The 25,799-nt window shown below is 74.1% G+C and carries 23 protein-coding genes and 1 tRNA gene; 10 read left to right on the forward strand and 14 right to left on the reverse strand.

What is annotated here, in order from left to right; genetic code table 11:
• Nucleotides 1-49 precede the first annotated feature (49 nt).
• Entirely contained in the window at nt 50-859 is an 810-nt protein-coding gene (locus ACFVSN_RS32230; protein ID WP_387957129.1) for an alpha/beta fold hydrolase, read from the forward strand.
• 113 nt (nt 860-972) lie between these two features.
• On the opposite strand, the gene ACFVSN_RS32235 is transcribed toward ACFVSN_RS32230, so the two are convergent.
• Entirely contained in the window at nt 973-1,491 is a 519-nt protein-coding gene (locus ACFVSN_RS32235) for a hypothetical protein (protein ID WP_387957131.1), read from the reverse strand.
• A gap of 485 nt (nt 1,492-1,976) precedes the next feature.
• Here ACFVSN_RS32235 and ACFVSN_RS32240 point away from each other — a divergent pair, with 485 nt between their 5' ends.
• The gene (locus tag ACFVSN_RS32240; protein WP_387957133.1) at nt 1,977-2,357 is read left to right on the forward strand and encodes a hypothetical protein; all 381 of its coding nucleotides are present in this window, start codon (nt 1,977-1,979) and stop codon (nt 2,355-2,357) included.
• A gap of 4 nt (nt 2,358-2,361) precedes the next feature.
• On the opposite strand, the gene ACFVSN_RS32245 is transcribed toward ACFVSN_RS32240, so the two are convergent.
• Together ACFVSN_RS32245 and ACFVSN_RS32250 are read right to left on the reverse strand one after the other, a co-directional pair.
• The gene (locus ACFVSN_RS32245; protein WP_387598607.1) at nt 2,362-3,003 is read right to left on the reverse strand and encodes a class I SAM-dependent methyltransferase; all 642 of its coding nucleotides are present in this window, start codon (nt 3,001-3,003) and stop codon (nt 2,362-2,364) included.
• A 21-nt stretch (nt 3,004-3,024) separates the two neighbouring features.
• On the reverse strand, nt 3,025-3,567 hold the full coding sequence (locus ACFVSN_RS32250) for a DUF1707 domain-containing protein (protein ID WP_380443775.1): 543 nt from the start codon (nt 3,565-3,567) through the stop codon (nt 3,025-3,027).
• A 167-nt stretch (nt 3,568-3,734) separates the two neighbouring features.
• Here ACFVSN_RS32250 and ACFVSN_RS32255 point away from each other — a divergent pair, with 167 nt between their 5' ends.
• A complete protein-coding gene (locus ACFVSN_RS32255) occupies nt 3,735-5,627 on the forward strand; it encodes a hypothetical protein (RefSeq protein WP_380443777.1) in 1,893 nt (630 codons plus the stop codon).
• 139 nt (nt 5,628-5,766) lie between these two features.
• On the opposite strand, the gene ACFVSN_RS32260 is transcribed toward ACFVSN_RS32255, so the two are convergent.
• Complete coding sequence (locus tag ACFVSN_RS32260; protein WP_329932154.1) at nt 5,767-5,961, reverse strand: DUF6011 domain-containing protein; 195 nt, start codon at nt 5,959-5,961, stop codon at nt 5,767-5,769.
• 42 nt (nt 5,962-6,003) lie between these two features.
• Here ACFVSN_RS32260 and ACFVSN_RS32265 point away from each other — a divergent pair, with 42 nt between their 5' ends.
• Nucleotides 6,004-6,771 carry a TetR/AcrR family transcriptional regulator C-terminal domain-containing protein gene (locus ACFVSN_RS32265; RefSeq protein WP_387602741.1) on the forward strand — a complete coding sequence of 256 codons (768 nt, stop codon included), beginning with the start codon at nt 6,004-6,006 and terminating at the stop codon, nt 6,769-6,771.
• Here the strand turns inward: ACFVSN_RS32265 and ACFVSN_RS32270 are convergent.
• Nucleotides 6,758-7,099 (reverse strand): winged helix-turn-helix transcriptional regulator, encoded by a 342-nt coding sequence (locus ACFVSN_RS32270; RefSeq protein ID WP_380443842.1) that lies wholly within the window; start codon nt 7,097-7,099, stop codon nt 6,758-6,760. The genes ACFVSN_RS32265 and ACFVSN_RS32270 overlap by 14 nt on opposite strands.
• A 144-nt stretch (nt 7,100-7,243) precedes the next feature.
• On the opposite strand from ACFVSN_RS32270, the gene ACFVSN_RS32275 reads away from it, so the two are divergent.
• Nucleotides 7,244-8,092 carry an SDR family oxidoreductase gene (locus ACFVSN_RS32275; RefSeq protein ID WP_380443781.1) on the forward strand — a complete coding sequence of 283 codons (849 nt, stop codon included), beginning with the start codon at nt 7,244-7,246 and terminating at the stop codon, nt 8,090-8,092.
• A 136-nt stretch (nt 8,093-8,228) separates the two neighbouring features.
• Entirely contained in the window at nt 8,229-9,200 is a 972-nt protein-coding gene (gene rarD, locus ACFVSN_RS32280) for an EamA family transporter RarD (protein ID WP_387957135.1), read from the forward strand.
• A gap of 35 nt (nt 9,201-9,235) precedes the next feature.
• On the opposite strand, the gene ACFVSN_RS32285 is transcribed toward rarD, so the two are convergent.
• The 3 genes from ACFVSN_RS32285 to ACFVSN_RS32295 are packed head-to-tail and all read right to left on the reverse strand — an operon-like array spanning nt 9,236 to nt 12,451.
• On the reverse strand, nt 9,236-10,129 hold the full coding sequence (locus tag ACFVSN_RS32285; RefSeq protein ID WP_380443785.1) for an ABC transporter permease: 894 nt from the start codon (nt 10,127-10,129) through the stop codon (nt 9,236-9,238).
• A complete protein-coding gene (locus ACFVSN_RS32290) occupies nt 10,116-11,162 on the reverse strand; it encodes an ATP-binding cassette domain-containing protein (protein ID WP_387957138.1) in 1,047 nt (348 codons plus the stop codon). Before ACFVSN_RS32290 ends, ACFVSN_RS32285 begins: the two co-directional genes overlap by 14 nt.
• Before the next feature lie 2 nt (nt 11,163-11,164).
• Nucleotides 11,165-12,451: an outer membrane lipoprotein carrier protein LolA gene (locus tag ACFVSN_RS32295; RefSeq protein WP_387957141.1), complete on the reverse strand. Its 1,287-nt coding sequence runs from the start codon at nt 12,449-12,451 to the stop codon at nt 11,165-11,167.
• 181 nt (nt 12,452-12,632) lie between these two features.
• On the opposite strand from ACFVSN_RS32295, the gene ACFVSN_RS32300 reads away from it, so the two are divergent.
• The gene (locus ACFVSN_RS32300; RefSeq protein WP_387957143.1) at nt 12,633-15,254 is read left to right on the forward strand and encodes a bifunctional FO biosynthesis protein CofGH; all 2,622 of its coding nucleotides are present in this window, start codon (nt 12,633-12,635) and stop codon (nt 15,252-15,254) included.
• A gap of 66 nt (nt 15,255-15,320) precedes the next feature.
• Here the strand turns inward: ACFVSN_RS32300 and ACFVSN_RS32305 are convergent, their stop codons facing one another.
• Nucleotides 15,321-16,430, reverse strand: coding sequence for a tyrosine-protein phosphatase (locus ACFVSN_RS32305; protein WP_387957146.1), 1,110 nt, complete (start codon nt 16,428-16,430; stop codon nt 15,321-15,323).
• A gap of 202 nt (nt 16,431-16,632) precedes the next feature.
• Here ACFVSN_RS32305 and ACFVSN_RS32310 point away from each other — a divergent pair, with 202 nt between their 5' ends.
• Nucleotides 16,633-17,748, forward strand: a complete 1,116-nt coding sequence (locus ACFVSN_RS32310; protein ID WP_380501698.1) for an ADP-ribosylglycohydrolase family protein — start codon at nt 16,633-16,635, stop codon at nt 17,746-17,748.
• Between the two features lie 110 nt (nt 17,749-17,858).
• On the opposite strand, the gene ACFVSN_RS32315 is transcribed toward ACFVSN_RS32310, so the two are convergent.
• The 3 genes from ACFVSN_RS32315 to ACFVSN_RS32325 all read right to left on the reverse strand — a co-directional run bounded on the left by ACFVSN_RS32315 (nt 17,859) and on the right by ACFVSN_RS32325 (nt 20,318).
• A complete protein-coding gene (locus tag ACFVSN_RS32315) occupies nt 17,859-18,128 on the reverse strand; it encodes a DUF397 domain-containing protein (RefSeq protein ID WP_387957149.1) in 270 nt (89 codons plus the stop codon).
• A complete protein-coding gene (locus tag ACFVSN_RS32320; RefSeq protein ID WP_380443794.1) occupies nt 18,125-18,988 on the reverse strand; it encodes a helix-turn-helix domain-containing protein in 864 nt (287 codons plus the stop codon). Before ACFVSN_RS32320 ends, ACFVSN_RS32315 begins: the two co-directional genes overlap by 4 nt.
• 574 nt (nt 18,989-19,562) lie before the next feature.
• Nucleotides 19,563-20,318: a GPP34 family phosphoprotein gene (locus ACFVSN_RS32325; protein ID WP_387957151.1), complete on the reverse strand. Its 756-nt coding sequence runs from the start codon at nt 20,316-20,318 to the stop codon at nt 19,563-19,565.
• A 297-nt stretch (nt 20,319-20,615) separates the two neighbouring features.
• Here ACFVSN_RS32325 and ACFVSN_RS32330 point away from each other — a divergent pair, with 297 nt between their 5' ends.
• Entirely contained in the window at nt 20,616-22,949 is a 2,334-nt protein-coding gene (locus ACFVSN_RS32330) for a hypothetical protein (RefSeq protein WP_387957153.1), read from the forward strand.
• An 89-nt stretch (nt 22,950-23,038) separates the two neighbouring features.
• Here ACFVSN_RS32330 and ACFVSN_RS32335 read toward each other — a convergent pair whose 3' ends face one another.
• The gene (locus ACFVSN_RS32335) at nt 23,039-23,929 is read right to left on the reverse strand and encodes a YhjD/YihY/BrkB family envelope integrity protein (RefSeq protein WP_387957155.1); all 891 of its coding nucleotides are present in this window, start codon (nt 23,927-23,929) and stop codon (nt 23,039-23,041) included.
• 72 nt (nt 23,930-24,001) lie between these two features.
• Nucleotides 24,002-25,528, reverse strand: coding sequence for a glycosyltransferase family 39 protein (locus ACFVSN_RS32340; protein WP_380501692.1), 1,527 nt, complete (start codon nt 25,526-25,528; stop codon nt 24,002-24,004).
• A gap of 154 nt (nt 25,529-25,682) precedes the next feature.
• On the opposite strand from ACFVSN_RS32340, the gene ACFVSN_RS32345 reads away from it, so the two are divergent.
• Nucleotides 25,683-25,755: transfer RNA gene (locus ACFVSN_RS32345), tRNA-Arg, on the forward strand.
• Nucleotides 25,756-25,799 lie beyond the last annotated feature (44 nt).

Raw genomic sequence — 25,799 nt, forward strand, 5'->3', positions numbered from 1 at the left:
CGCCCCGCCCGTCCCGACCACGTCCGAACTTTCCGAAACGAGGCACACCATGAGCATCAACCACACTGCTTGGACCGGCATGGTGCAGGTCGAGGACACGGCCCTGGCCGTCACCGACACCGGCGGGTCCGGCACTCCGGTGGTCTACCTGAACGGGTCCTACGCGGACCAGTCGCACTGGCGGCGGGTGATCGCCGAACTCGGCCCCGGCTACCGGCACATCACCTTCGACGAGCGGGCCCGCGGCAAGTCGGCGCGGTCGGCGGACTACTCGTTCGAGGCGTGCCTGCGCGACGTCGACGCGGTGCTGGCGGCGCGGGGCGTGGAACGGCCGATCCTGGTGGGCTGGTCGTACGGCGCACTGGTCGCGGTGAACTGGGCCGCCCGCAACCCCGGGCGCGTGGCGGGCGTGGTCTCTGTCGATGGCGCCATGCCCAGCCCGAGCGGCTGGCTCGACGACGCGGCGCGGGCCAAGATCCGCAAGCTGTTCCGCCGCCTGAGCCCGCTCTTCCCGATCTGCCGCCCGCTCGGCATGGCCGCCCGGATGAACGCCGCCCAGCACGCCGACATCAACTTCCAGGCCATCGAACTCTGCGCGCCGACCGCCCTCGAACCGGTCCTCGACCGCCTGACCGCACCGACCCGCTACGTGGTCGCCACCGGCGGCAACCTCGGTGCCAAGGAGAAGGACATCGAGCAGTTCCGCGCCAACCTCGAACCGGTGCTCGCCCGCAACCCGAACATCGAGGTCAGCGCCAAGGTCCCGAGCAACCACTCCAAGATCCTCCGCAAGGACTTCCGTGCCGTCGCCGCCGCGGCCCGCGAGCTCGCCACCACCCGCGACCGCCAGGCTGCATGAGCGGTGCGAGCGGTCCGCCGTCCATCCAGGACGGCGGGACTCCAGCGCCCCGACCGAGCGGTTCACACCCAGCGCCTTCGGCTTCAGCACTTCTTGGAGAAGAGGGCGAGTCCCTAGCTCGGTTGAGGCCGGCTGGACCACCAGACCGAGGCGAAGAGGAACACGCCGGGGAGGATGCCGGCGACGGTGGAGACGGCGGCTGCGGGGGCGCCGAGGAAGGCCAGGGTCATGCCGATGGCGCCGCAGGCTGCCATCGAGCCGCCGAGGACGCGGAGTTGGGGGCGGCTCCAGGCGGTCGCGAGGCCGAAGAAGTGGACGCCGACGACGAAGGCGATCCAGCCGACGGTGGCGGTGGGCGTGTGGAAGGCCTTGTTGATGACAGCGAGGCCGGCGGCTATGCCCACCACTTCGGCGGCGGCGACGAGCCAGTAGCGACCACCGAACCGGGGTGCGGGGGCGGTGGCTGCCTCGGGAGCGGGCCGGCGGTTGAAGAGACCGAGGAAGAGGAAGGCCGCGACCGCGAGGACCCGGAGGGGGATGGAGACGGGTTCGGGGAGGGCGCCGGCGTTGGCCTGGACGAAGACGAGCCCGAAGCTCGACCCGATGAGCCTGGTGGCTCGGACTCTGTTCATGATCGGGAAGATACCCCCCGGCTGTGCGGACCGAGGGGCGGGCCTCAGGTCAGGTGGTCGAACTCCCCGGCCTCGGCCCCGAGGACGAGGGTCCGGAGCCTGGCGGTGGCCCCGCCCCGGCCAGGCCGACGGAAAAGCGCAGGAAGTCGATCCAGCCGACTTCCTGCGCCGTCGAAAGATCGGGGCGGATGCGGGAACCGGTGGGATTCGAACCCACGGGCAGACTCGGAGCAGGGCCGCTCCTCCTCCGCGGATCGATGCACGGGGGGCCTCCGGTGCATCGATTGCAATGGGCCGCTCTGCCACGGGCCGCATCCTGCGGGATTGCGCGGTCCCGCTGTCCGCGATCCTACGAAGTTCCGCACCGGGCACGCGACCGGTTTGCCGGGGCGGCGCTCCGCCCTCCGGCCCGATAACCGCTGTACTCCCCACCCCAGGCCCGATATCTTCGCGCCGCCCCCGTCCCGCACCCGGATCGGAACCCCTTGAGCGATCAACTCACCGCCGGCCTCATCGGCCTGGGCGTCATCGCCGTCGACGTCCTGACGCCCCTCGTGGGCGCCGTCGTCGCCGCGAACCACATCCGCAAGAGGGGCCGCAACGCCCGCCTCGCCATGGCCGGTTGCCTGGTCATGGCACTCGCGCCGGTCGTCTCCACCATCGCCCTGACGCTCTGGTTGGAACCGCTGATCCGCGCCACCGATCCGGTCCTGGGGGCCAACCTGGTCCCGCTGTTCACCCTGCCCTTCCAACTGGTCGGGTTCGGACTCCTGCTCGCCGGCGCCCTGTCCGAGCCGAAGCCCCGCCCCGCGCAGCCCCTCCCGCCGATCCAGGTCGAGGTCGAGGTCGAGGCCGCGCAGGGGTGAGTCGCTACACGGCCCGCAGCAGCAGGTGCCCGCGCCGGAAGCGCTCGTTCTCGCCGGGCTCCCGCAGCATCCGGCCGACCTCCGTGAACCCCGCCTCGCCCGCGAGCCGCGCGAGTTCGTCGATCGGCCACCGGTAGGCCGTCGTCACCTTGTGGTCGAACGGCGTCACCGGGTCCCCCTCGGCTTCGAAGAAGCCGAGCAGGACGTGCCCGCCGGCGGCCACCACCCGCCTGAACTCGCCCAGGTACGAGGGGACGTCCGCCGGAGGTGTGTGGATCAGCGAGTACCAGGAGACGGCCCCGGCCAGCGACCCGTCCGCCGCCTCCAGCGCGTCCATCGGCCCGACGTCGAACCGGATGCCCGGGTACGTCTCGCGGGCGATCCCGACGAGCGCGGGGGATAGGTCGACGCCGAAGACGTCGAGGCCGAGCCCGCGCAGGAACGCGGACACGTACCCCGGCCCGCAGCCGAGGTCCGCGACCGGGCCCGGAACGCCGCCGGACCGCACGACGTCCGCGAAGGCGGTGACGAACGAGCGGTCCAGCGGGAGGTGCGCGAGCCCGTCGCGGACGAGGTCGGCGTAGCGGACGGCGACGGCGTCGTACGCGCCGGCGGTGGTCTGGTGATGTGACGAGAGTTCAGGCACGGGCGACGACCCTAGTGCCGCTCAGCGTCGCGCGTGCCGGATCCTCAGCCGCCCGTACCCCATGGCGCCGGAGAACCGGATCGTCGGCCCGCCGCCGGAGGTGCTCCGCGGGGGCCGGTAGACGGTGTCCTTCCAGCCGCTCGTCAGGCCGTCCAGGTCGACGACCGCGTCCCTGGGCACGGTGATCTTCGCCCGGCCGGTGCCGAGGCCCAGCACGATGTCGATCACCGGATGCTCGATGACCGCCTTGGAGAGGTCCAGGTGCACCCGGGCGAACGCCGATTCGACCCTGAGGGTGCGCGGCACCCGCCACGAGCCGCGCCGGACGATCCGCCCGCCGAGGGCGCCGATCGTGGCGGTGGTGCCGGGCTTCTCCGGCGGGAGCGGGCCCAGGGCCTGGACGAGGTCGCCCTGGGTGCGGGCGACGAGCAGCCGGTCGAGGCGCTCGTCCATCTCCTCGTGCGTGATGTGGCCTTCGGCGTACGCCTCTTGGAGACGCTGGACGGCGGTGTCGCGGTCGCTTTCGCGGGCCGGGGGCGAGGGTTCCTGCGGCAGGGAGCTCACGAGTCCCACTCTAGAACGAGCCTGGCGCCGGAAGTCGGCCCTCCGGGTACGTCGCGACGCCCCGTCGGGGTGATCGTCATGTCGTCGGACAAGCGGGATAACCTCGTTCGCGCATATTCGCGCGTACCGCGCACAGCGGAATACCGGGCACGACGGGGGATCGGACCATGGAACGCAAGGACGGCGGCGACGAACGCCTGGCAGCCGAGGGTGAAGTGGCGGTCGCCCGCCTGGCGATCGATTCCGGGGACCTGCCGCACGCCGCCGACCACCTCGCCGACGCGATGATCACCGACCCCCAACTGCCCGAGCTGCACGAGGCCCTGGCCGAGCTGTGCGCCGCCGCCGGAGGCCCGGCCGCCGCCCGCGAGCTCTTCCCGCTCGACGGCCAGGTCTTCCTCGGCACCGTCGTCTGCCGGGCCCACGTCGAGGCGGCGGCCGGCGACTGGGACGCGGCGATCGGCATGCTCGCCTCCGCCGTCCAGTTCGACCCCGGCAGACCCTGGGCGCCCGCCTGGCTGGCCCGCGAGGACCTGCCGGGCCTGGTCGACCCGGACGCCGTCGCCCAGGCCGTCGCCCGTGCCTCCGGCGGGCTGCCCGACCCGCTGCCCGCCGAACTCGCCGACGCCGTCCGCCCGTTCGACACCTTCGTGCGGGCCGTCGTGGACCGCCACCCCGACCACGCCCTGCTCCTCGCGATGGCCTCCGGCCTGACCCGCCGCCTCGGCACCACCGCCCGCGCCGTCGAACTCGCCGAGCACGCCCACCGCCTGGCCCCCGGCTACATGCCGTCCGTCATGCTCGGCAACGCCCTGCGCGCCGACGGCCGCCCGGAGCAGGCGCTCGCCGTGTGGGAGGCCGAACTGCGCCGCGTCGCGCCGGACCAGGACGACTCCAGCAGCTACCTCGCCGTCGACGTCGCCGAGCTCTACGGGACGCTCGGCCGCCCCGCCGAGGGACTGCCCTGGCTGGAGCGCGTCCTCGCGGCCGACCCCGCCCACCCCAAGGCCGGACCGGCGATCCACGGGCTGCGCCACGCCGTCGACGGGGACGCCGCCCACCTGCTCGCGCTCGCCGACCACCACCGCGCCCACCCCGACCACGACTACGCCCAGGACCTCCTCGAACGCCTCGGCCACCGCGCACCCTGGCTCGGCCTCGTCCCCGGCGCCACCGAGGCCACCGTCAACGTGCTCCACCAGGTGCTGGAGGCGCCCGGCACCACGCGCGACACCGAGATCGACTGCACGGCCTCCACCGTCGAGCCGCCCAGCTCGCTGCTGGCCGTCCACCTCGCGCTGCCGCGCACCACCGTCGGATACCAGTCGGTCGGCACCCCCGACCCGCGCCTGCCGCTGGCCGAGCCCACCACCACGCTCTGGACCTGGGACGGCACCGACCCGCGCCCCGCCGTCGCCCCGCCCGCCGCCGCGAGCGCCGAACTCGTCCGGGCCACCGCCGAACTCGTCTGGCCGACCGTCCCCGCCGCCTACGACCACGCCGTCCGGCTCGCCGGGCTGCCGCTCGACGACCTCGTCGGAGTCCTCGCGCACCCGCCCGCGCCGCGCGAGGACGAGCTCGGGCGGGCGCTGCTCGCCCACCAGCCCGAGCTGTGGGTGCGCGCCGTCCAGACCTTCGCGTGCCTGGGCATCGCCCACCACCGCACCGACCAGCCGTGGGCCGGGTCCGACCGCCGCCGCGTCCTGCTCGACCTGCTGCTCGGCCCCGAGGACTGGGTGGTCGAGGCGGCCGGCTTCGCGCTCGTCGCGATCGGCTGGACGCACCCCGGGACGCGCGCCGACATCGCCGCCCAGCTCGGGCGGCGGCTGCGCTACTGCGCGGAGGCGGACCGCACCCGGGTGGTGACGATCCTGCGGTCCGTGGGCCAACTGGCGCTCGCGGCGCCGTGGTTGCCGGCGGAGGAGCTCGACCGGGCGCGCCGCTTCGTCGCCGGCGAGGCGGACGGGACGCCCGAGCCCGCGAAGCCGGGACCTTCGAGGCCCGAGGCCGCACCGCGGCCGAAACCGGGCTTCCTGCGCCGGCTCTTCGGACGCGGCTGAGGCGCGCTCGGCCGCTCCGGGCACACGTGCGCGTCGGCGGCGTCGAACCGCCAGTAGCCCGCCGACCCGCAGGCGACCCCGCAGGTGCCCCCGAACGTGCCCCCGAACGTGCCCCCCGCACGTGCTCCCGGACCGCGGACTAGACGCCCGGCAGCGGATCCTGGTCGACGTCGTGCCGCGGGACGCGCTCGGCGGGGTCGCGGCACTCGGGGCCGAGCCGCAGGATGCGGGACTCCGGGTCGTGCAGCGGCCGGTGGCAGCGGCGGCAGGTGACGCGGTGGCGGACGGCCTCCGGGGTGTCCGTCCCGGGCAGCGGATCGGGGGAGCTGGTCATGGTGAGACCGTAACGAAGCGGGCGCCGTGAAAGGATCCCCCCATGGCCACCGACCGCACCAGCGCAGGAGACCCGGCGCGCACCCTCGCCCTCCTCTGGGGCCTGACCGCCGAGGAGAAGCCCGGCCGGCGCGGCCCCCGGCAGGCCCGCTCGACCGGCGAGATCGCGGCGGCGGCCGTCGCGCTCGCCGACGCCGAGGGCGTGGACGCGGTCACCATGCGGCGCATGGCGCAGGAGCTCGGCCTGTCCCCGATGGCGCTCTACACGTACGTGCCCGGCAAGGCCGAACTGCTCGACCTGATGCTCGACACCGTCTACGCGACGGTGCCCCGCACCGCCCCCGCCGGCGACGGCTGGCGCGCCCGCGTGACGGCCGTCGCCGACGACAACCGGGCGCTGCACCGGGCCCACCCGTGGATCGCGGCCGTCTCCACCAGCCGCCCGCCGCTGGGCCCGGGCCTGATGGCCAAGTACGAGTACGAGCTGCGCGCCTTCGAGGGCACCGGCCTGCCGGACGTCGACCTGGATGCGGCGCTCACCCACGTGCTCGGCTTCGTCCAGACCTGCGCCCGGATGGCCTCCGACGAGCGGGCCGCGCAGCAGGACAGCGCGATGACGGACGAGCAGTGGTGGGCCGCCAACGCCGATCTGCTGGCCCGGGTCTTCGACGCCGAGCGCTACCCGGTGGCGGCCCGCGTCGGCGCCGCCGCGGGCGCGGCGCACGGCGGCGCCTACGACCCGGACCACGCCTACGCGTTCGGCCTCGCGCGCGTGCTGGACGGCCTGGCCGCGTTGGTCACGAAGCGGTAGGCCGCCCGTCGTACTCCTCGCGGGCGGCCAGCACCTCGGGCACCCGCCGCTCCGACCACAGTGCGAGCCCCGCGACCAGCTCGGCGGCCTCGTGCCCGAGCGGCGTGAGGCTGTAGTCGACCCGGGGCGGGATCACCGGGTGGGCCTCGCGGAGCACGAAGCCGTCGCGCTCCAGCGTCTGGAGGGTCTGGGCGAGCATCTTCTCGCTGACTCCGGTGACCCGGCGGCGCAGCTCGCTGAAGCGGTAGCCGCGCTCGCGCAGCGCCCACAGGACGAGCACGCCCCAGCGGCTGGTGACGTGCTCCAGCACGCCCCGGGACGGGCACATGCGGTCGAAGACGTCGGCCGGGGGGAGCTTCTCGATTACCTTCACGTCAGTACCCTACTTTGAAGTGCGTACTTTCGAAAGGTTAGTGCAGTCCCTAGGGTGAGTTCCGAGGGCAACACCACCGCATCCCTGAGGAGCACTCCCATGTACGTCGTCACCGGTGCCACCGGCCAGCTCGGCCGCCTCGTCGTCGAGGGCCTGCTGGCCGCCGTCCCCGCGGGCGAGGTCGCGGTCGCCGTCCGGTCCGCCGAGAAGGCGGCCGACCTGGCCGCGCGCGGTGTCGCCGTCCGCGTGGTCGACTACGACGAGCCCGGGACCCTGGCCGGCGCCTTCGCGGCCGGCGACCGGGTGCTGCTGATCTCGGGCAGCGAGGTCGGCCGCCGCATCCCGCAGCACCGTGCCGTGATCGACGCCGCGAAGGCAGCCGGGGTCGCGCTGCTCGCCTACACGAGCGCGCCGGGCGCGGCCACCTTCCGGCTGGCCGACGAGCACCGGGCGACGGAGGAGCTGATTGCGGAGTCCGGCCTGCCGTCCGTCCTGCTGCGCAACGGCTGGTACACCGAGAACTACCTGGGCGACGCGGCCGGTACGGTCGCCCGCGGCGTGGTGCTCGGCAGCGCGGGCGAGGGCCGGGTGGCCACCGCCCCGCGCAAGGACTACGCGGACGCGGCCGTCGCCGTCCTGCTCGGCGAGGGCCACGAGGGCCGGGTCTACGAGCTGAGCGGCGACACCGCGTGGAGCCTGCCCGAGCTCGCCGCCGAGCTGGCCGCGGCATCGGGCGAGCCGGTCGCGCACCGCGACGTGACCCCGGCCGAGCACCGCGGGGTGCTGGTCGGCGCGGGCCTGCCGGAGGGCTTCGCCGAGGTGCTGGTGGACGTCGACGCCGGCATCGCGCGCGGCGAGCTGGCCGGCACCCCGGGCGACCTCGCCCGCCTGATCGGCCGCCCGACCGTTCCGCTTGACGAGTCCGTCCGCGCGGCGCTCAAGGCGTGACCCGCACCCGCCCTGACCTGGGCGTTCTCGCCCCTTGGGCGCTGTCATGACCAAAATCCGGAAACGGAGATGACAGCCCGCCCTCCCGCCCGCTACCGTCACCTCGACATACGCGCGCGCGGAGGGCAGGCGGCAGATGCCGGACACAACGAAGCAGGAGAGCGGCAACGGCATCTGGTACGGAGCCGCGGCCTACGGCATCTGGGGGCTCTTCCCGCTGTTCTGGCCGCTGCTGGAGCCCGCCGCCGCCGACGAGATCGTGGCCAACCGGATGGTCTGGTCCCTCGTCGCGGTCGTGGGGCTGCTGGCCTTCCAGCGGCACTGGGGCTGGATACGCCCGCTGCTGCGCCAGCCCCGCCGGGTCGCGATGCTGGCCGGCGCGGCCACCGTGATCACGGTCAACTGGGGCGTCTACATCTGGGCGGTCAACAGCGGCCACGTCGTCGAGACCAGCCTCGGCTACTTCATCAACCCGCTCGTGACGATCGGCTTCGGCGTCCTGGTCCTCAAGGAGCGGCTGCGCGTCGCCCAGTGGACGGCGGTCGGCGTCGGCGCGGCGGCGGTCGCGGTGCTCACCGTCGCGTACGGGCAGCTGCCCTGGATCGCGCTCACCCTGGCGCTGTCCTTCGCCACCTACGGCCTGCTGAAGAAGACGGTCGGGCTGAGCGGCGTGGAGAGCCTGGCGGCGGAGAGCGCCTTCATGTTCCCGTTCGCCCTGGCCTACCTGGTCTACCTGGAGGTCAGCGGGCGCGGCACCTTCGGCCACGCGGTGGCCGGCTCGTACGGCTGGGGCCACTCCGGCCTGCTGGCGCTCAGCGGCGTCATCACCGCGATCCCGCTGCTGTGCTTCGGCGCGGCGGCCGTGCGGGTGCCGCTGACGATGCTCGGGCTGCTGCAGTACCTGGCGCCGGTGTTCCAGTTCCTGATCGGCGTCGCGGTGTTCCACGAGTCGATGCCGCCCGCGCGCTGGGCCGGCTTCGGCCTGGTCTGGGTGGCGCTGGCCGTCCTCACCTGGGACGCGCTGCGCCGGGTGCGGGCCGACCGCGCGGAGCGGGCGGCCGCGGCACGCACGCCGCGACCGGCCCCCACCCCGGCGGCCACCCGGTAGGACATCCCTGGTGCCACGGCACCAGGGAGACGCGGTCAGGCGCTGATGTCCCGGCTGGAGAACCGCGCCCAGGCCGCCGAGCCGAACACGGCGACGTAGCCGGCCTGCAGGGCGAGGTTCTTCAGCACGCTGTCCCAGTACATCGGCTGGCGCAGCAGGTCCGCGAAGCTCAGCCAGTAGTGGGTGAACAGGAACGGCCGGATCGCGTCCAGCTGCGGGAAGTTGTCCAGGATCTGGACGGTGATCACCAGCACCACGGTGGCGGCCATCGCCGCGATGCCGCTGCCGGTGAGCGTCGAGACGAACAGCCCGATCGCCACCAGCCCGGCCAGCGAGAGCGCCACCACCGCGGCCACCAGCAGCGCCCGCGGCAACGCCTCGCCGAGGCCGATGGTGTCGCCGGACAGCAGCGTCACCTTGCCGAGCGGGAACAGCGCGGCGCCGGTGGCCAGGGCCGTCAGCGCGACGGCCGCGGTGGCCGCCAGGCAGAAGGCGAGCCCGGCGGTGAACTTGGCGGCCAGCAGCCGCGTCCGCCCGGCCGGGGCGACCAGCAGGTAGCGCAGCGTCCCGGTGGCGGCCTCGCCGGCCACCGAGTCCCCGGCGACGACGCCGACCGTCATCGGCAGGAAGACCGGCAGCGCCACGGCGAGCGCGGTGAACACCAGGAACAGGCCGTTCTGGGTGGTCTGCGCGATGAAGCTCGGACCGCCGTCCCCGTGCGGGCCGTCCGTGTTGACCTTGATGACCACGCCGATCAGGACCGGCAGCGCCGCCAGGATCGCCAGCAGCACCAGGGTCCGCATCCGGCGGAAGGTCAGGTGCAGCTCGTTGCGGAACAGCGCCAGGAACCCGGACGCCGTCTGCGGCCGCCGCCCGGCGGCCCGTGACCCGCCTCCGGGCGCGACCGCCACCGCCTCAGCCCGCGACATCGAAGCCCTCCCCGGTCAGCGCCACGAAGGCGTCCTCCAACGTGCCCCGTTCCAGGCCGAACCCGTGCACCCGCACGCCGGCCTCCACCAGCGCCGCGCACAGCTTCGGCAGCGTCGAGTCGTCGACGGCCGCGAGCTCGGCGTCCACCCGGTCCTCGCCGCGCACGACGTCGGCGACCTGGTGGGCCGCGAGCACCTCGGCGGCCCGGTCGGCGTCCGGCGTGCGCACCACCAGCCGGCCCTGGGCCCGGGCGGCCAGCTCGGCGACGGTGCCCTGCACCACCAGCCGGCCGCGGGACATCACCGCGGCGTGCGTGCAGACCTGCTCGATCTCGTCCAGCAGGTGCGAGGAGAGGAACACCGTGGTGCCCTCCGCCGCGACCTCCCGCACCAGCGTCCGGATCTCCCGCATGCCCTGCGGGTCCAGGCCGTTGGTCGGCTCGTCCAGCACCAGCAATTCGCGCGGCTGGAGCAGCGCCGAGGCCAGGCCGAGCCGCTGCTTCATGCCGAGCGAGTACGCGCGGGCCTTCTTGCCCGCCGCCGCGGTGAGCCCGACCCGCTCCAGCGCCTCGTCGACGCGGCGGGCGCGGGTGCGCGGGTCGGCCGTCGGGTCGGCGGCGTCGAACCGGGCGAGGTTGTCGCGGCCGGACAGGAAGCCGTACAGCGCGGGGCCCTCGATCAGCGCGCCCACCCGGGGCAGCACGGTCGCGACGGACTGCGGCATCGGCTCGCCGAGCACGGTGGCCGCGCCGGAGGTGGGGACGATCAGGCCCATCAGCATGCGGATGGTCGTGGTCTTGCCGGAGCCGTTGGGGCCGAGGAAGCCGAAGACCGAGCCGCGCGGGACGGCCAGGTCCAGGCCGTCGACGGCGAGCTGGCCGCCCCGGAAGCGCTTGGTGAGCCCGCGCGTGCGGATCACGTCGTCGGAGTGGGTGGGGGCGGGGGCGGCAGCGGGAACGGGGGCCGGGCGCGCCTCGGCGCCCCGGCCCCCGGCCGACTCCGTAACGTCCCCCGTTACGGGAGTCTTCGTCACCCCTACTTCACCCCGGCCGCGTTCTGCAGGACGGACTGCGTGACGGCGCCGGCGAACATCCGGCCGTCGTCGGTGATCAGGACGTTGAGCACCTTGGTGCTGATCAGCGTGCCGCCGGCGACCGGCTTGCCGAGCGCCTTGGCCAGGGCCGCCGGGTTCTGGAACGAAGCGTGGCCGCCGTGCTTGCCGTCCTTGGCGCCGTTCGCGCCGCCCGCGCCGCTCGCCGGCGTGCCCTCCGGACCGCTCGGCAGGTGCGCGGCGATCACCGAGGTCCAGCCCTCGCCGATCACGTTCGTCCCGCCCTGCTCGCCGGCCTCCTTCTTGCCGTCCGGGCCGCGCTCGGCGTCCGCCTTCCCGCCCGCCTGCTCGCCCGCCTGCTTGTCGTCCGCCTTGTGCTCCGTCACCTTGGCGCCCTTGGGCACGGTGAAGTCGAAGGTCTTGGCGGCCGGCTTCGCGAAGGAGACGTCGGTGAAGCGCACGTCCAGTACGGCGCCGCCGTCGGTGCCCAGCACCTTGACCGCGAGCGGCACGCCGTTGTCGGCGGCCACCGCGATGCGGACCTCGGAGATCGTCGAGCCGGACTGCTTCGGCTTGACGCTCAGCTGGTAGGCGTTCTGCCCGGCCACCTTGGCGGTGCCGGCCACGGTGACGGAGGTGGTGCTCGCGCTCTCCGTCAGGAACTGCCTGGCGGCCTCCTGCGGCGTCGTCGGCACACCGGCCAGCGGGGCCTTCGGGTGCTCGGCGCCCTGGTGCTTGGCGGCCTGACCGGTCAGGTGCACGGCCTGGTTGGTCGAGCTGTCCCAGGCCCAGCCCTGGTCGCCGTTGTGGACCAGGGTGTAGCCGGCCATGTTCTCCAGCAGGTCGAGCCGCTGGTGGTCCGGCCCGTCCACCGCGATCCGCAGCGTCTGGTCGCCGCCCAGCAGACCGAGCAGCTTGGCCTGCGGATCGGCCGACGAGCCGCCCTGCCCGCCGCCGCGCCCGGCCGCGGCACCGAGGCCGCCGGCCGCCGCCCCGAGCAGCTGGCTGGGCACCCCGAGGTCGGTCGAGAGCGAGACCGTGCCGGAGAGTGCCTGGGTGTCCGAGGCGAGCGCCTTGGCCACCACCTGCTCCGCCGTCAGCGAGGGGAGGTCCGGCGGGGAGTCGGCGGCCAGTGCGGGCACCAGCCCGATACCCGTGGCGACCGCCGCGGCCACCGCCACCGGCACGCCCGCGCGCATCAGGGTGCGCCGCCGTGAGCGGTACGGCGCGCCGCCGTCCACGTTCTCCCCCGCCGCCGTCTCATTCGTCATGGCGTCATCAACTCCTCTGCGAACCCGCCCGATTGCCTTGCCCTTCCATTAGAGGCCCGGCCCGCGCGCGCGTCATCGCCCTGTGGGGCCACTTCGGGGTAAACCGCCGGGGTACGTCAACCCTGAGACGTCCTCAGGGTTGGCTCCTCCCGGTGTACGACTCCTGGCGTAGTGTCGCCGCATGGACGCAACCGCCGCCGACCGCACCGACTCCCCGACCTCGCCGCCCCCCACCGCCAACGCCATGCGCCGCGCCCTGCGCCGCGCCCGGGACGGCGTCGCGCTCGACGCCGCCGAGGCGGCCGTGCTGCTCCAGGCCAGAGGCGAGGACCTGCGGGACCTCTGCGCGAGCGCCGCCCGGGTGCGGGACGCCGGCCTGGAGGCCGCCGGCCGCCCCGGCGTCATCACCTACTCCAAGAGCGTCTTCATCCCCCTCACCCGGCTGTGCCGCGACAAGTGCCACTACTGCACCTTCGTGACCGTCCCCGGCAAGCTGCGCCGGGCCGGGCACGGGATGTACATGTCCCCCGACGAGGTCCTCGCGGTGGCCCGCCGCGGCGCCGAACTCGGCTGCAAGGAAGCCCTGATCACGCTCGGCGACAAGCCCGAGGACCGCTGGCCCGAGGCCCGCGAGTGGCTCGACGCGCACGGCTACGACGACACCGTCGCCTACGTCCGCGCGATGTCCATCCGCATCCTGGAGGAGACCGGCCTCCTCCCGCACCTCAACCCCGGTGTGCTGAGCTGGACGGACTTCCAGCGCCTCAAGCCCGTCTCCGCCTCCATGGGCATGATGCTGGAGACCACCGCCACCCGCCTGTGGAGCGAGCCCGGTGGCCCGCACCACGGCTCCCCGGACAAGGAACCCGCCGTCCGGCTGCGGGTCCTGGAGGACGCGGGCCGCAGCTCCGTCCCCTTCACCAGCGGCCTGCTGATCGGCATCGGCGAGACGTACGAGGAGCGCGCCGAGTCGCTGTTCGCGCTGCGCAAGGTCTCCCGGGCCTACCACGGGATCCAGGAGCTGATCCTGCAGAACTTCCGCGCCAAGCCGGACACCGCGATGCGCGGCATGCCCGACGCCGAACTCGACGAGCTGGTCGCCACGGTGGCCGTCGCCCGGCACGTCCTGGGCCCGGCCGCGTGCCTCCAGGCGCCGCCGAACCTGGTGGACGGCGAGTTCGAGCGGCTGATCGGGGCCGGCATCGACGACTGGGGCGGCGTCTCCCCGCTCACCCCCGACCACGTCAACCCCGAGCGCCCGTGGCCGCAGATCGAGCGCCTCGCCGAGCGCTCCGCGGCGGCCGGCTTCGAACTGCGCGAGCGCCTGGCCGTCTACCCCGAGTACGTGCAGCGGGGCGAGCCCTGGCTGGACCCGCGCGTCCTGCCGCACGTGCGCGCCCTGGCCGACCCGGCAACCGGCCTCGCGAACCCGCACGCGCCGGTCGTCGGCCTGCCCTGGCAGGAGCCCGAGGACCTCCCGGAGTCGTACGGGCGGACCGACCTGCACGCCACCATCGACACCGAGGGCCGCACCGGCGACCGCCGGGCCGACTTCGAGGACGTCTACGGCGACTGGGAGGTCCTGCGCGAGCAGGTGCTCGCCGAGGGCGCGCCGCAGCGGCTCGCCGGGGACCTCCGCGAGGCGCTCGCGGTCGCCGCCGACGACCCGGCGAGGCTCACCGACGACCAGGCCCTCGCCCTGTTCCACGCCGACGGCCCCGCCCTGGACGCGCTCTGCCGGATCGCCGACGACGTGCGCCGCGACGCCGTCGGCGACGACGTCACCTACTGCGTCACCCGGAACATCAACTTCACCAACGTCTGCTACACCGGCTGCCGGTTCTGCGCCTTCGCCCAGCGCCGCACCGACGCAGACGCCTTCACCCTCTCGCTCCAGCAGGTCGCCGACCGGGCCGCGCAGGCCTGGGACGTCGGCGCCACCGAGGTCTGCATGCAGGGCGGCATCCACCCGGACCTCCCCGGCACCGCCTACTTCGACATCGCCCGCGCGGTGAAGGAGCGCGTGCCGGGCATCCACGTGCACGCCTTCTCGCCGATGGAGGTCGTCAACGGCGCCACCAGGACGGGCCTCTCGATCCGCGACTGGCTCCAGCGGGCGAAGGAGGCCGGCCTCGACACCATCCCCGGCACGGCCGCCGAGATCCTCGACGACGAGGTCCGCTGGGTGCTCACCAAGGGCAAGCTGCCCGCCGCCACCTGGGTCGAGGTCGTCACCACCGCGCACGACCTGGGCATCCGCTCCTCGTCCACCATGATGTACGGGCACGTGGACACCCCGGCGCACTGGCTCGGGCACCTGCGGCTGCTCGCGGAGATCCAGCAACGCTCGCTTGAATCCAACAGCAGTGGCGGCTTCACGGAGTTCGTCACCCTGCCGTTCGTCCACACCAACGCGCCGGTCTACCTCGCCGGCATCGCCCGGCCCGGCCCCACCGCCCGCGACAACCGCGCCGTGGTCGCGATGGCCCGGCTGCTGCTGCACCCGCACATCCCCAACATCCAGACCAGCTGGGTCAAGCTGGGCGCCGAGGGCGCGGCCGAGATGCTGCGCTCGGGCGCCAACGACCTCGGCGGCACGCTGATGGAGGAGACCATCTCGCGCATGGCCGGTTCGGCGTACGGGAGTTACAAGTCGGTGCGCGACCTCCAGGCGATCGCCGAGGCCGCGGGCCGTCCGCACCGCCAGCGCACCACCACCTACGGCGAGGTGCCCGCCGAGCGCCGGGCCGCCGCGCTCGCCTCGGACGGCCACCTGCCGGAGCTGCTGCCCGTCCTGGACTGACGCTCTCCGCACGGCGACGAGGGGTCCGGCACACCGCCCGCACGGTGTGCCGGACCCCTCGCGGCGTCAGCCGGCCAGCAGCTGGCTGCGCAGGTCGCGCAGGTCCCGCTGGTCCAGGCCGAGGCCGTCCTTCAGATAGCCGTCGAACGAGCCGAAGCGCTTGCGCACCTCGTCGAAGCCGGCGTCGAGGTACTCCGGCCGCACGTCCAACAGGGGCTTGTAGACGGCCTGGTAGGCGGGCGGCAGCTTGGCCAGGGTCGCGGCGTTCTCGGCGGCGCGGTAGGCGTTGCTGGCCAGGTAGTCCGCCTCGACCGTCTCGCGCGGCACGCCGAGCGCGGTCAGCAGCGCGGCCGAGGCCCAGCCGGTGCGGTCCTTGCCGGCCGTGCAGTGGTAGACGACGTTCTCGTCGTCGCGCTCCACGAGGCCGGTGAACACCGAGCGGTACGCCGCCCTGGCGCTGTCCGCGGCGACCATCGTGCGCTCGGCGTCCACCATCGCCTGCACGGCGGCCTGCGGGGTGGTGACGTTGAACGCGCCGGTGTCGGCGGCGCCGAGCACGTTGGCGTCGACGGCGGTGGCGCCGGCCGGGACGCGGTCCGGAGCGGCCTTCCGCTCGGCCGGGGTGCGCAGGTCGAAGACCGTCCGGATGCCGAGACGGCGCAGCTCGGCGAGGTCCTCGTCGGTGAGCCGGGAGAGGTCGCCGGAGCGGTAGACGACGCCCATCCGGACCCAGTGGCCGTCGGCGGTGCGGTAGCCGCCCGCGTCGCGGAAGTTGGGGGCCGAGGCGAGGTGCAGCGAGCGGTCGGCGATGACCAGCGGGGCGCCGCGGTCGGGCACGAGCTCGAAGTAGCGACGGTCGGCGGCGGCGAGGCCGGAGACCGTCACGGTGGCGCCGCCGGCGCCCCGGGCGACGGCGTGGTCGCGCTCGACGGCGTCCGGGTCGGTGCCCGTGTAGACGGTGACGTGCCGGACGCCGGGGGCGGTCCAGGCGATCGTGAAGCCGCCGTCGGCCTGCTGGGTCACGGTGGCGGCGGTGAACGGGATCGCGTGCGCGGCCCGGCGGGCGGCGGCCGGCGCGTCCGCGGCGGGGGCGGCGGAGGCCAGCGCCGGGGTGCCGAGGAGGAGCGCGCCGGTGAGGGTCGCCACGGCGGCGGCGCGGGTGCGGGAGGTGGTCATGGCCCGGCACGGTAGGCAGCGCGGGGTGGTCGTCCGTGGCCCCGGGATGGATACGTAGCAACAATTTGTTGAAAGACTGGTGTGCGACGGAACCCGTCGAGCCGCACGGGTCTTCGCATAAGGTGCCAGGGCGCGCGACCGGCCCGAGCGTCGCGCCGCCCCGTACCCCCGCCGATTCCGGACGAAAGGCGCACCCGTCGTGATGCCACTGTGGTCACGCGCACAGCAGCAGGACTTCCGCAGCCGGGTGCGGGGCTGTCTGCTCGGCGGCGCGATCGGGGACGCGCTGGGCGCCGCCGTCGAGTTCGAGGCGCTGGACAAGATCCTCGCCCAGCACGGCCCGCACGGCGTCACCGGCTACGTCCCCGCCCACGGGCGGACCGGCGCGGTCACCGACGACACCCAGCTGACGCTCTTCACCGTCGACGGCCTGATCCGCGCCCACATCCGTCGCGACACCGGCAGCTGGCACCCGCCCACCGACCTCCACCTCGCCTACCTGCGCTGGGCCGCGACGCAGCGCGACTGGGGCCCGGACGAGCGCCGCCCCGACCTCGGCTGGCTCGGCCGCGAGGAGTGGCTGTACGCCCAGCGCGCCCCCGGCCAGGGCAGCCTCACCGCCCTCGGCGGGCCGGACGGCGAGCGCCTGGGCACCCTGGAGCACCCGAAGAACCCGCACTCCAAGGCCTGCGGCACGGTCGTGCGGGCGGCGCCGTTCGGGCTGCTCACGACCTGGGAACCGGGCCTGGTGTTCCAGCTCGCGGTGGAGTGCTCGGTGCTCACCCACGGGCACCCGACGGGCTACCTCGCGGCCGGCGCGTTCGCGGTGATCGTCCAGAGCGTCGCCCGCGGCGGCACCCTGGAGGAGGGCGTCCACCTCGCCCTGGCGCTGCTCTCCGAGCGGCAGGGGCACGAGGAGACGACGGCCGCGCTGCGGGCGGCGCTGGACGCCGTGCGGGCGGGCGAGCCGTCCGCGGCCCGGGTGGAGGCACTGGGGGAGGGCTGGGTCGCCGAGGAGGCGCTGGCGATCGGGGTGTACTGCGCGCTGGTCGCGCACGACGTCCGGTCGGGCGTGCTGCTCGCCGTCAACCACTCCGGGGACAGCGACTCCACCGGCGCGATCTGCGGCAGCCTGCTCGGCGTGCTGCACGGCGACACCGCGCTGCCGCCGGGCCTGGTGGCCGGGCTGGAGGGGCGCGGCGCGATCCTCGAACTCGCCGACGACTTCGTGCTGGAGCTCGTGCACGGCGCCGAGCTGCACGGCCGGGACACCCCGGAGGGCGCCGCGTGGACGGCCCGCTACCCGGTGGTGGGCTGAGCGGTCCCGGTGTGGACGGGCCCCGGGAAACACAGTTGCCCGTAGCCGTGTCCGCCGCCGAGGGAGCGACGGGCACCGCTACGGGCAACTGGGCCGAGAGCGGCCCGGGTTCAGGCTGCGCCGAACTGCCCTGCGCCGAACTGCCCTGCGCCGAACTGCCCTGCGCCGAATTCGCCCGGGCCGAACGCCCCCGCTCCGGCGGCGGCGGCGAACGCGTTCCAGGCCTCGGCGGAGAAGCGCAGTTGTGGGCCGTGCGGGTCCTTGGAGTCCCGGACGGCGACGGCCCCCGCGGCCGGCGTGGCGATCTCCACACAGGCGCCGTTGCCACCGCTGTGACTGCTCTTCCGCCAGGGTGCGCCGCTCTCGATGGTGGTGCTCATGGGTGGAATCCCTCTTCAATCTCTGCTATCAGTGTCCGGCTTTCCGCCACACCGAGCGCCGCCGCCCTCAGGTGGTCGTAGAGACTGGTATAGCGGCGCACGTCGGCCTCCTTCTCCAGGTAAAGATCGCTCGTCACCCCTTCGAAGTAGACAACCGTGGAATCGGCTGACTCGGGGAACTCCAGCAGGGAGAATGTCCCGGTCATACCGGGGTGGGCACCGGCGGCGAACGGGATCACCTGGATCGTGATGTTCGGCCGCTGGCTCAGCTCCAGCATGTGCTTGAGCTGGTGGGCCATCACCTCGCGGCTGCCGACCTCGCGGCGCAGCACCGCCTCGTCTATGACGGTCCACAGGCTGCCCAGCTGGTGCTCGCCGTGGACGCGGTCCTGGCGCTTCATCCGCACCTGCACCCGGCGCTGGACGGCGAGCGCGTCGGTGTCCGGCTGGGTGCCCTCGACGACGGCCTGGGCGTACTGTTCGGTCTGCAGCAGTCCGGGGACGAAGGAGGACTCGTAGGCGCGGATCGAGGAGGCCTCGGCCTCCAGGCCGATGTAGACGCTGTACGGCGTCGGCATGTCGTTGAAGTCGTGCCACCAGCCGCGCTGGCGGGACTCCTTGGCCATCTCCATGAGGCTGTTGCGCATCTGTTCGTCGGACACGTTGTACACGTCGCAGAGGTCGCGGACGTCCCGCTGGCTGATGCTGCGGCGGCCGTTCTCCAGTCGGCTGATCTTCGACTGGGAGACCATCAGCCGGCCGGCCACCTCCTCCGCGGTCATCCCGAGGCCCTCGCGGAGCTTGCGCAGCTCGGAGCCCAGGCGCCGTCGGCGCACGGTGGGATTGATGTTGGCGGACACGTCGACCTCCGGCCGGACCTCTGGTGATCGTTGGAACGGCAGTCCTCGGAACACTTCGGACATTGGGACCAACCCCCCTGACTCGGAGCAGCATGACACCTTGGGCCAGGTCGGCGCCGGGGATTCACAGCAGCGCAATAGAACTGATCATCGGAAAAGCGCTTCTGTGAGACAGCGAAGCCCCCCAGGTGGTAATGCGGCTCAGCGGCTCGAACCGGTACTGCTACCGGCGCTGATTCGTGTGGGCTCCCGGCGGTGCACGTGCTGGTGGCACATGCTGCGGCAGGCTCCGCCGGACGTCCCCGGGCGACCCGGGGGCCCCTCGGGGACGGCAGAGGGGCGGTCGCCGGGCGACTTCCGTCGCGGGCGACCGCCCCTCCTCGCTCCTGGTACTGCTGGTGGTGCGGGTACCGCTGGTGGTGCGTCGGGTCGTTCAGCGCTCACGGACGGCGCGAACGCCGCGGCGCGCGCTGCCGGGTGTGAAGCCGGACCTCACGCCGGACGTCTCGCCGGACGTCTCGCCGGACGATCCGCCCGGCGTGCCCGGGTGCGCCCCCGGACCCCGGACCGGGCGTCAGCGGACGCCGACCCGGGAGGCGGCCACCCGGCCGCCGGTGCCCCGGCCCGCCGCGCGGGCGCCGGAGGAGCCGGCGGACCGGCTCGTGCCCGTCGCGGACGAACCCTGGTCCGAGCGGTTCTGCTGTGCCGGCAGGCCGTTCTGCACGTCCATCACGGCGTGCGCGACCATCCCGCCGAGCGGGTCGTACCGGATCAGGTCGCGCAGCCGCGACCGCGAGGACCGGCCCTCGTTGCCCGGGTACAGGTGCTTGCCCAGCCCCACGGAGTGGGCCAGCGCGGCGAGCGCGGCCGTCCGGGGGTCCGGTGGCACACCGGTGCGGATCGCGGTGTCCAGCCGCTGCTTGATCGCGGCGTTGGTGCAGTCGTCGGACGCCTGGTAGCGCGTCGTCGGCAGCACCCCGCACACCTGGCCCGGCACGGCGGTCACCATGCCGCAGCGCTCCAGGTGCGCCAGGTAGGTCTGGCGCAGCCCCAGCCGGGGCCCGCCGATCCAGTGCGCCGCGCGGACCGGACTGCCGCGCCGTCGCAGCAGTTCCAGTGCGTGGTCCAGGGTCGGGTCGCCGGTCGGCCGTGCGAGCACGACGGCGATCCGGTCTCCCTCCGGTACGATCCGTCCGGCCAGGGACAGCTCGACGAGCTGCGCCCCGGCGAGTCCGAGGTCGAGGGTCTGCGGCTGCGCCGTGGTACCCGTGGTCGGGTCCAAAGCGAGCAGCAAGAGTTCCTCGGGAACAGTTCTGCGGCTCTTGCCCATCCAAGCCTCCCCGCGTGGATGAGAGACAGGGTGACGCCTCTCACACGGGCTTGTCGAGTACGCCTCCGAATCGTGACCTTGCGGTGAAGGCCTGGAACCAGGGGGTGCGGGCCGGGCGTCTGTTCGATGAGCGAACCGCGATACCGCCGTGTGACGGCAATAAGGGCCGGTCGGGCGGGGTGTGCGCGGCCGGTCGCCGGTCGGTGGCGGAGACTGTACAGGTACACGGGGCGGGGCGTCGGCTTCCCGAAATCGGGTCTGCCGGTGCCCCGCCGGGCGTTGAGGAGGCTGGGTTACGTGGGCGAGTCCCCCGACAGGGTGCTGCGGGACGGCGGGAGCGGGCAGGACCGGGAGCGCGAACGGACCGGATCGACCGCCGTCGGAACGGCCGCTGACGGCGCCTCCGCCGACACTCCGGCCGACACCTCGGCCCCGGTTCCCGCCTCCGCTGCCGCCTCCGCTTCCGGCGACGCGCCGAAGGCGGGGGGCAAGGGCGGTTCGACCGTGCAGCTCCGTGTCCGGGATGTGGACAGCAAGACCACGATGCTGCGGCTGCCGGTGGACAACCGCACCACCGCGCTGCGGCTGCCCGACGAGCTCGTGAAGCCGTCCGGCGCCGGGAGTTCCGAGGCCGATGCCCCCGAGGCACCGGACGAGGTGTCGGATGCCACCCCGGAGGAGGACGCGAAGCCGTCCGGCAAGCCGGCGGGCGCCGACCCGCGTCTCGGCATGCGGACGACCGTCGCGCAGCCGGCGGACGAGGCGGGCGAGGCGGACGAAGCCACCGCCGACGGCGACGCGCCGGGGGAGGACGCCGAGCCGACGGCCGAGGACGACACGCCCGAGGGCGACGCTCCGGTGGAAGAAATGGAAGAGGGCGACGCGGAGGAGGCCGTCGAGGACGCCGCCGAGGCGGACGCTCCGGTCGTGGCGGTGCGGCTGAGCAAGCCGGAGAAGCCGGCTTCCGCTGCTTCTGCGGAGAAGCCGGAGCCCGCCGAGAAGTCCGAGGACGCCGAGAAGTCCGGTAAGTCCGGGGACGCCGACGAGTCCGGCCCCGCCGAGAAGGCCCCGGGCCGGGTGAAGTCCGAGAAGCTGGAGAAGCCGCGCCTCACCCCGCTCAAGGCCGCCCCCGCCGCCGGCACGGTCCCCGAGCCGCCCGCCCCCGGCCCCCTGCCCGAGCCCGAGCCGCAGCCCGGCCCGGAGCCGCTGCCGAAGCCGGCCCCCGCCCCGGAGCCCGGCCCGGCCCCGGCGCCCGAGCCGCTGCCCGCGCCGGACCCGCGGCCGGTGCCGCCCGTCCCGCCGCTGCCGAAGCCCGAGCCGCTGCCCGTCCCCGAGCCGCTGCCCTCGCCGGAGAACACCGCCGAGGCGATGGAGGTCCTGGCGGCCCTCAACGCCCGCCCGGTCTCCCCGCTGCGGCGCGCGCTCAAGCGGATCACCATCTGGACGGTCTTCCTCGCCGTGGTGCTCGGCGCGGCGGTCGTGGCCCAGCTGCTGCGCCCGCTGCCGGACGCGAAGGTGCGGATGTCCGCCGCCGGCAGCTACAGCTTCCCGGGCGACCCGCTCGACCTCGCGTGGCCGGCCAAGGGCCAGTCCGCGGCCGAGGTGGTCGGCGTCGGCAGCCTCGGCAGCTCCGGCCCGGAGACGCCGGCCTCGATCGCGAGCGTCACCAAGGTGATGAACGCCTACCTGATCCTGCAGAAGTTCCCCCTGAAGAAGGGGGAGAGCGGCCCCAAGATCGTCGTCGACAAGCAGGCCGCGCAGGAGTCCGGCAACGTCGACGAGTCGAAGGTGACGCTCACCGAGAACCAGGTGCTGACCGAGTACCAGGCCCTGGAGCTGCTGATGCTGCCCTCGGCCAACAACGTGGCCCGGCTGCTCGCCCGTTTCCACTCCGGCTCCGAGGCGGAGTTCGTCAAGCTGATGAACGAGACCGCGGCCAAGTTCGGAATGACCAACACCACCTACGCCGACCCGGCGGGCTACAACGCGGACACCAAGAGCACCGCGAAGGACCAGCTGAAGCTGGCCGAGCAGGTCATGCAGGACGAGATCTTCCGGCAGATCGTGTCCACCCCGGACACCACCTTCAACAACCAGAAGATCCCCAACACCAACAACCTGATCAACCCCAAGACCGGCGTCATCGGCGTCAAGACCGGCTCCAGCACCCCGGCCGGCGGCTGCCTGATGTGGGCCGCCTACAAGGAGGTCGGCGGCGTGAAGCGGCTGATCCTCGGCGTCACCCTCGGCCAGCAGGCCACCTCGCCCAACCCCGGTGACGGCATCCTGCCGACCGTGCTGAAGGTCAGCGGCAAGCAGATCCAGGCCGCGCAGAACGGCGTGACCGGCCAGACCGTGGTCAAGAAGGGCGACGTCGTCGGCTACGTCGACAACGGGCTCGGCGGCAAGGTCGCGGTCGTCGCGACCAAGGACCTCGTCGTGGCCGGCTTCCCCGGCATCGGCGGCACCGTGACCCTGGACGCCGGCAAGGTCGACCACCACGCCGCGGCCGGCACCGAGATCGGCACGCTGCGCGTCGGTGACGGCGACAGCAAGAGCGAGGTGCGGGTGGCCCTCCAGGCGGACCTCAACCCGCCGTCCATCCAGTCCCGGCTGACCCGGATGCTCTGAGTCCACGCCGTAGGACACGAAGGTGAAGGGGGAGCCGGGCCCACCGGCTCCCCCTTCACCGCGTCCGGGCCTTCACCGCGTCCGGGCCCTCAACCCGTTCCGGGCCCGAGCCGGCGCGCGAGGGGTTCCTCCTCGGCCAGTACCCGCCCGAGCGCCAGCGCCAGCGTGTACGCGGTGAAGCTCGCGATCAGCCAGGACAGGCCGGTGAACACCACCCCGTACGTCCCGAACCGCGCCACGCTGTGCGCCATCGCGCGCGGCAGGTAGACGTGGCCGGCCACGCGGAGGCCGACCACCGCCACCCCGCACAGCAGCGCGCCCGGCAGCAGCGGCGGCCAGCGCACCCGGCCGCCCAGCAGCAGGTACTGCGTCCACCACCACAGCGCCGTCGAGGCCAGGAAGGTCAGCGGCAGCCCGAGCCAGCGGCCGGCCCCGAAGCCGTCCCACAGCGCCACCTGGAAGACCAGGGCGGCCAGCCACACCAGCAGCCAGACCAGCCAGCGCCAGGCGGCCAGCCTGGTCGCCGCCCGCGACAGCTCCCAGCAGCGCTCGCACACCCGCTGGATCGCCCGGCTCAGCGCCGTCGCCGACAGCAGCGTGAACAGTGCGCCGAGCACGCCGAAGCCGGCCTCGCCCGTCCCGTTCGCCAGCAGCTGGTCGACCGACTGCTCCGCCGCCCCGCGGATCCCCAGCTCGCTGCGCAGTGCGCGCAGCACGTGATCGCGGAAGGACACCGGGGTGAACACCGCCACCACGAACAGCGCCGGCAGCGCGCTCAGGAACGCCTGTGCGGCGAGCCGGGTGGCGCAGTCCAGCAGGTTCACCCGGACCAGCTGGTGGACCGCCCGGCCGACCAGCGGCACCCGGTCGGGCAGGCCGCGCGCGTACCGGGCCGCCCCGGCGCCGCGCTCCCTGAGCCGGGCCGTCCGTCCACCGCGGTGGCCGCCGTCGTCGGGCGGGCCGCTCGGCCGGTCGGTCACGGGCGCCCTCCTCGGTCACGAGGCTCCATGGTCGCCCGGGCCCGGTCGGGCCGCATCCGGGGTCGGCGCGGATCAGCCCCGGCGGTCGAGCAGCGCCAGGGTGGCGCCGTCCAGCGGCGTCACCCGGGTGGGGGCGCCGTAGCGGGCCCGCAGCGCCTGGGCGTCGTCCGGCAGCATCGCGGCGAGCGGGTCCGTGGTCTGCCCGAGGACGACCAGCCAGATCCGGTCGGCCCGCCCCAGGCAGTCGGCCGGGACGGCGCACGCCGTCGGCGACAGCTCCGCCGCCTCGACCGCGCCCTGCGCGACGAACACCGGGTACGGGCGGACGTCCGCCGGCAGGTAGTAGGCGACGCCGGGGCCGATCATCGCCCAGCTCTGGTCGCCCAGCGGGACGGCGAGCCCGTCCCCGGGCCGGTAGCCGGCGGCGATCAGCCCGGCGGCCGCGCGGAACGGCTCGTGCGCGTGCGCCGACTCGTACCGCACCGTGGCCTGCCGCGGCAGCGCCGCCCAGGAGGGCACCGCGAGCAGCGCCAGCGCCAGCGCCATCCCGGCCACGCGCAGCCGCTTGCGCCGCGGGCCACGCCGGGCGAGGCCCGTCAGCGCCTTGTAGACCGCGGCGACGCCGCCCCCGCCGAGCGCCGCCCAGGCGGGCACGGTGAACAGCAGGTACCGGTCGACGAAGTACGACGTGCCGCCCTGCGACACCAGCCAGACGCCCACCACCGGCACCACCGCCAGCAGCAGCGCCTGCAGCGCCTGCACCCGCCGGCCCGGCAGCACCACGGCCGGGACGGCCAGCAGGACGACGGCGATGAACACGTCCGGCGCCCCGGCCAGGGTCTCCCCGAAGTGCCACAGCGCGTCCAGCGTGGGCGTCCCTATCCAGCCCAGCTGCCGCTCCGACTGCCGGGCGCCCAGCACCACCACCGGCACCAGCGGCAGCGCCGCCACCAGCACCGCCGCCGGGTACTGCCACAGCAGCCGCCGGTCCGCCGTCCCGCGGGTGCGCCACAGGTGCAGCAGCACCACGGCGGCCTGCCCGGCCACCGTGCTGAACGAGACCAGGTGCAGGACCCCCGCCACCGCCATCGCCACGCAGTACGGCGCCCACCGCCGCCACCCGGGCCGCTCCAGCGCCCGCAGCAGGAACCAGGTCGCCGCCGCGATCGCGCAGGTCACCAACGCGTAGGCGCGCGCCTCCTGGGCGAACCGCGACACCTGCGGCACCGCGCAGAACAGCAGCCCCGACCCGACCGCCGTCACCCGCCCGCCGAACAGCCGCTCGGCGGCGAGCCCCACGAACGCCGCCGCCCCGGCCATCGCCAGCACCGACGGCAGCCGCAGCGAGACCGCCGAGTCCCCGAACACCGCCGTCCAGGCGTGCATGAGCAGGTAGTACGCGCCGTTGCTGGCGTCCACGTGCTGGAGCAGGCGCAGCAGGTCCGGCAGGGAGCGGGTCGCCACCGTCCACGTCGCGACCTCGTCCCGCCACAGCACCGGCGTCCCCAGCCGGAACAGCCCCAGGCCGAGCATCACCACCGCCGGCCACAGCCACACGGACCGCAGGAGTCGGCCGAGGGGGTGCACAGCAGGGCGCATCTGGACCTTCGATCGGAAAGCCGAACTTCGAACACGTTCCTTGAAGGCTACTTGCCCCACCCTGACACCCCGTCGGCGCCCGTACCATCCGCCACCGCCACCGCCCCCACCCCTGATCCGGTACGCTGTGGACGGCCTTGTGACCACACGGCCCGCCTCAGTAGCTCAGGGGATAGAGCACGGCTCTCCTAAAGCCGGTGTCGCAGGTTCGAATCCTGCCTGGGGCACGTAGCAGCGAGAGGCCCCCGACCCGTGTGGTCGGGGGCCTCTC

Origin of the sequence: Kitasatospora sp. NPDC057904, from assembly GCF_042887925.1 — a bacterium.
GTDB lineage: Bacteria > Actinomycetota > Actinomycetes > Streptomycetales > Streptomycetaceae > Kitasatospora.

Bases quoted from the DNA above. Each gene is read 5' to 3' on its own strand.
- ACFVSN_RS32230 (WP_387957129.1), top strand. From the start codon at position 50: ATGAGCATCAACCACACTGCTTGGACCGGCATGGTGCAGGTCGAGGAC.
- ACFVSN_RS32235 (WP_387957131.1), bottom strand. From the start codon at position 1,491: ATGAACAGAGTCCGAGCCACCAGGCTCATCGGGTCGAGCTTCGGGCTC.
- ACFVSN_RS32255 (WP_380443777.1), top strand. From the start codon at position 3,735: ATGGAACGCAAGGACGGCGGCGACGAACGCCTGGCAGCCGAGGGTGAA.
- ACFVSN_RS32260 (WP_329932154.1), bottom strand. From the start codon at position 5,961: ATGACCAGCTCCCCCGATCCGCTGCCCGGGACGGACACCCCGGAGGCC.
- ACFVSN_RS32265 (WP_387602741.1), top strand. From the start codon at position 6,004: ATGGCCACCGACCGCACCAGCGCAGGAGACCCGGCGCGCACCCTCGCC.
- ACFVSN_RS32270 (WP_380443842.1), bottom strand. From the start codon at position 7,099: ATGTGCCCGTCCCGGGGCGTGCTGGAGCACGTCACCAGCCGCTGGGGC.
- ACFVSN_RS32275 (WP_380443781.1), top strand. From the start codon at position 7,244: ATGTACGTCGTCACCGGTGCCACCGGCCAGCTCGGCCGCCTCGTCGTC.
- rarD (WP_387957135.1), top strand. From the start codon at position 8,229: ATGCCGGACACAACGAAGCAGGAGAGCGGCAACGGCATCTGGTACGGA.
- ACFVSN_RS32285 (WP_380443785.1), bottom strand. From the start codon at position 10,129: ATGTCGCGGGCTGAGGCGGTGGCGGTCGCGCCCGGAGGCGGGTCACGG.
- ACFVSN_RS32295 (WP_387957141.1), bottom strand. From the start codon at position 12,451: ATGACGAATGAGACGGCGGCGGGGGAGAACGTGGACGGCGGCGCGCCG.
- ACFVSN_RS32300 (WP_387957143.1), top strand. From the start codon at position 12,633: ATGGACGCAACCGCCGCCGACCGCACCGACTCCCCGACCTCGCCGCCC.
- ACFVSN_RS32305 (WP_387957146.1), bottom strand. From the start codon at position 16,430: ATGACCACCTCCCGCACCCGCGCCGCCGCCGTGGCGACCCTCACCGGC.
- ACFVSN_RS32310 (WP_380501698.1), top strand. From the start codon at position 16,633: ATGCCACTGTGGTCACGCGCACAGCAGCAGGACTTCCGCAGCCGGGTG.
- ACFVSN_RS32315 (WP_387957149.1), bottom strand. From the start codon at position 18,128: ATGAGCACCACCATCGAGAGCGGCGCACCCTGGCGGAAGAGCAGTCAC.
- ACFVSN_RS32325 (WP_387957151.1), bottom strand. From the start codon at position 20,318: ATGGGCAAGAGCCGCAGAACTGTTCCCGAGGAACTCTTGCTGCTCGCT.
- ACFVSN_RS32340 (WP_380501692.1), bottom strand. From the start codon at position 25,528: ATGCGCCCTGCTGTGCACCCCCTCGGCCGACTCCTGCGGTCCGTGTGG.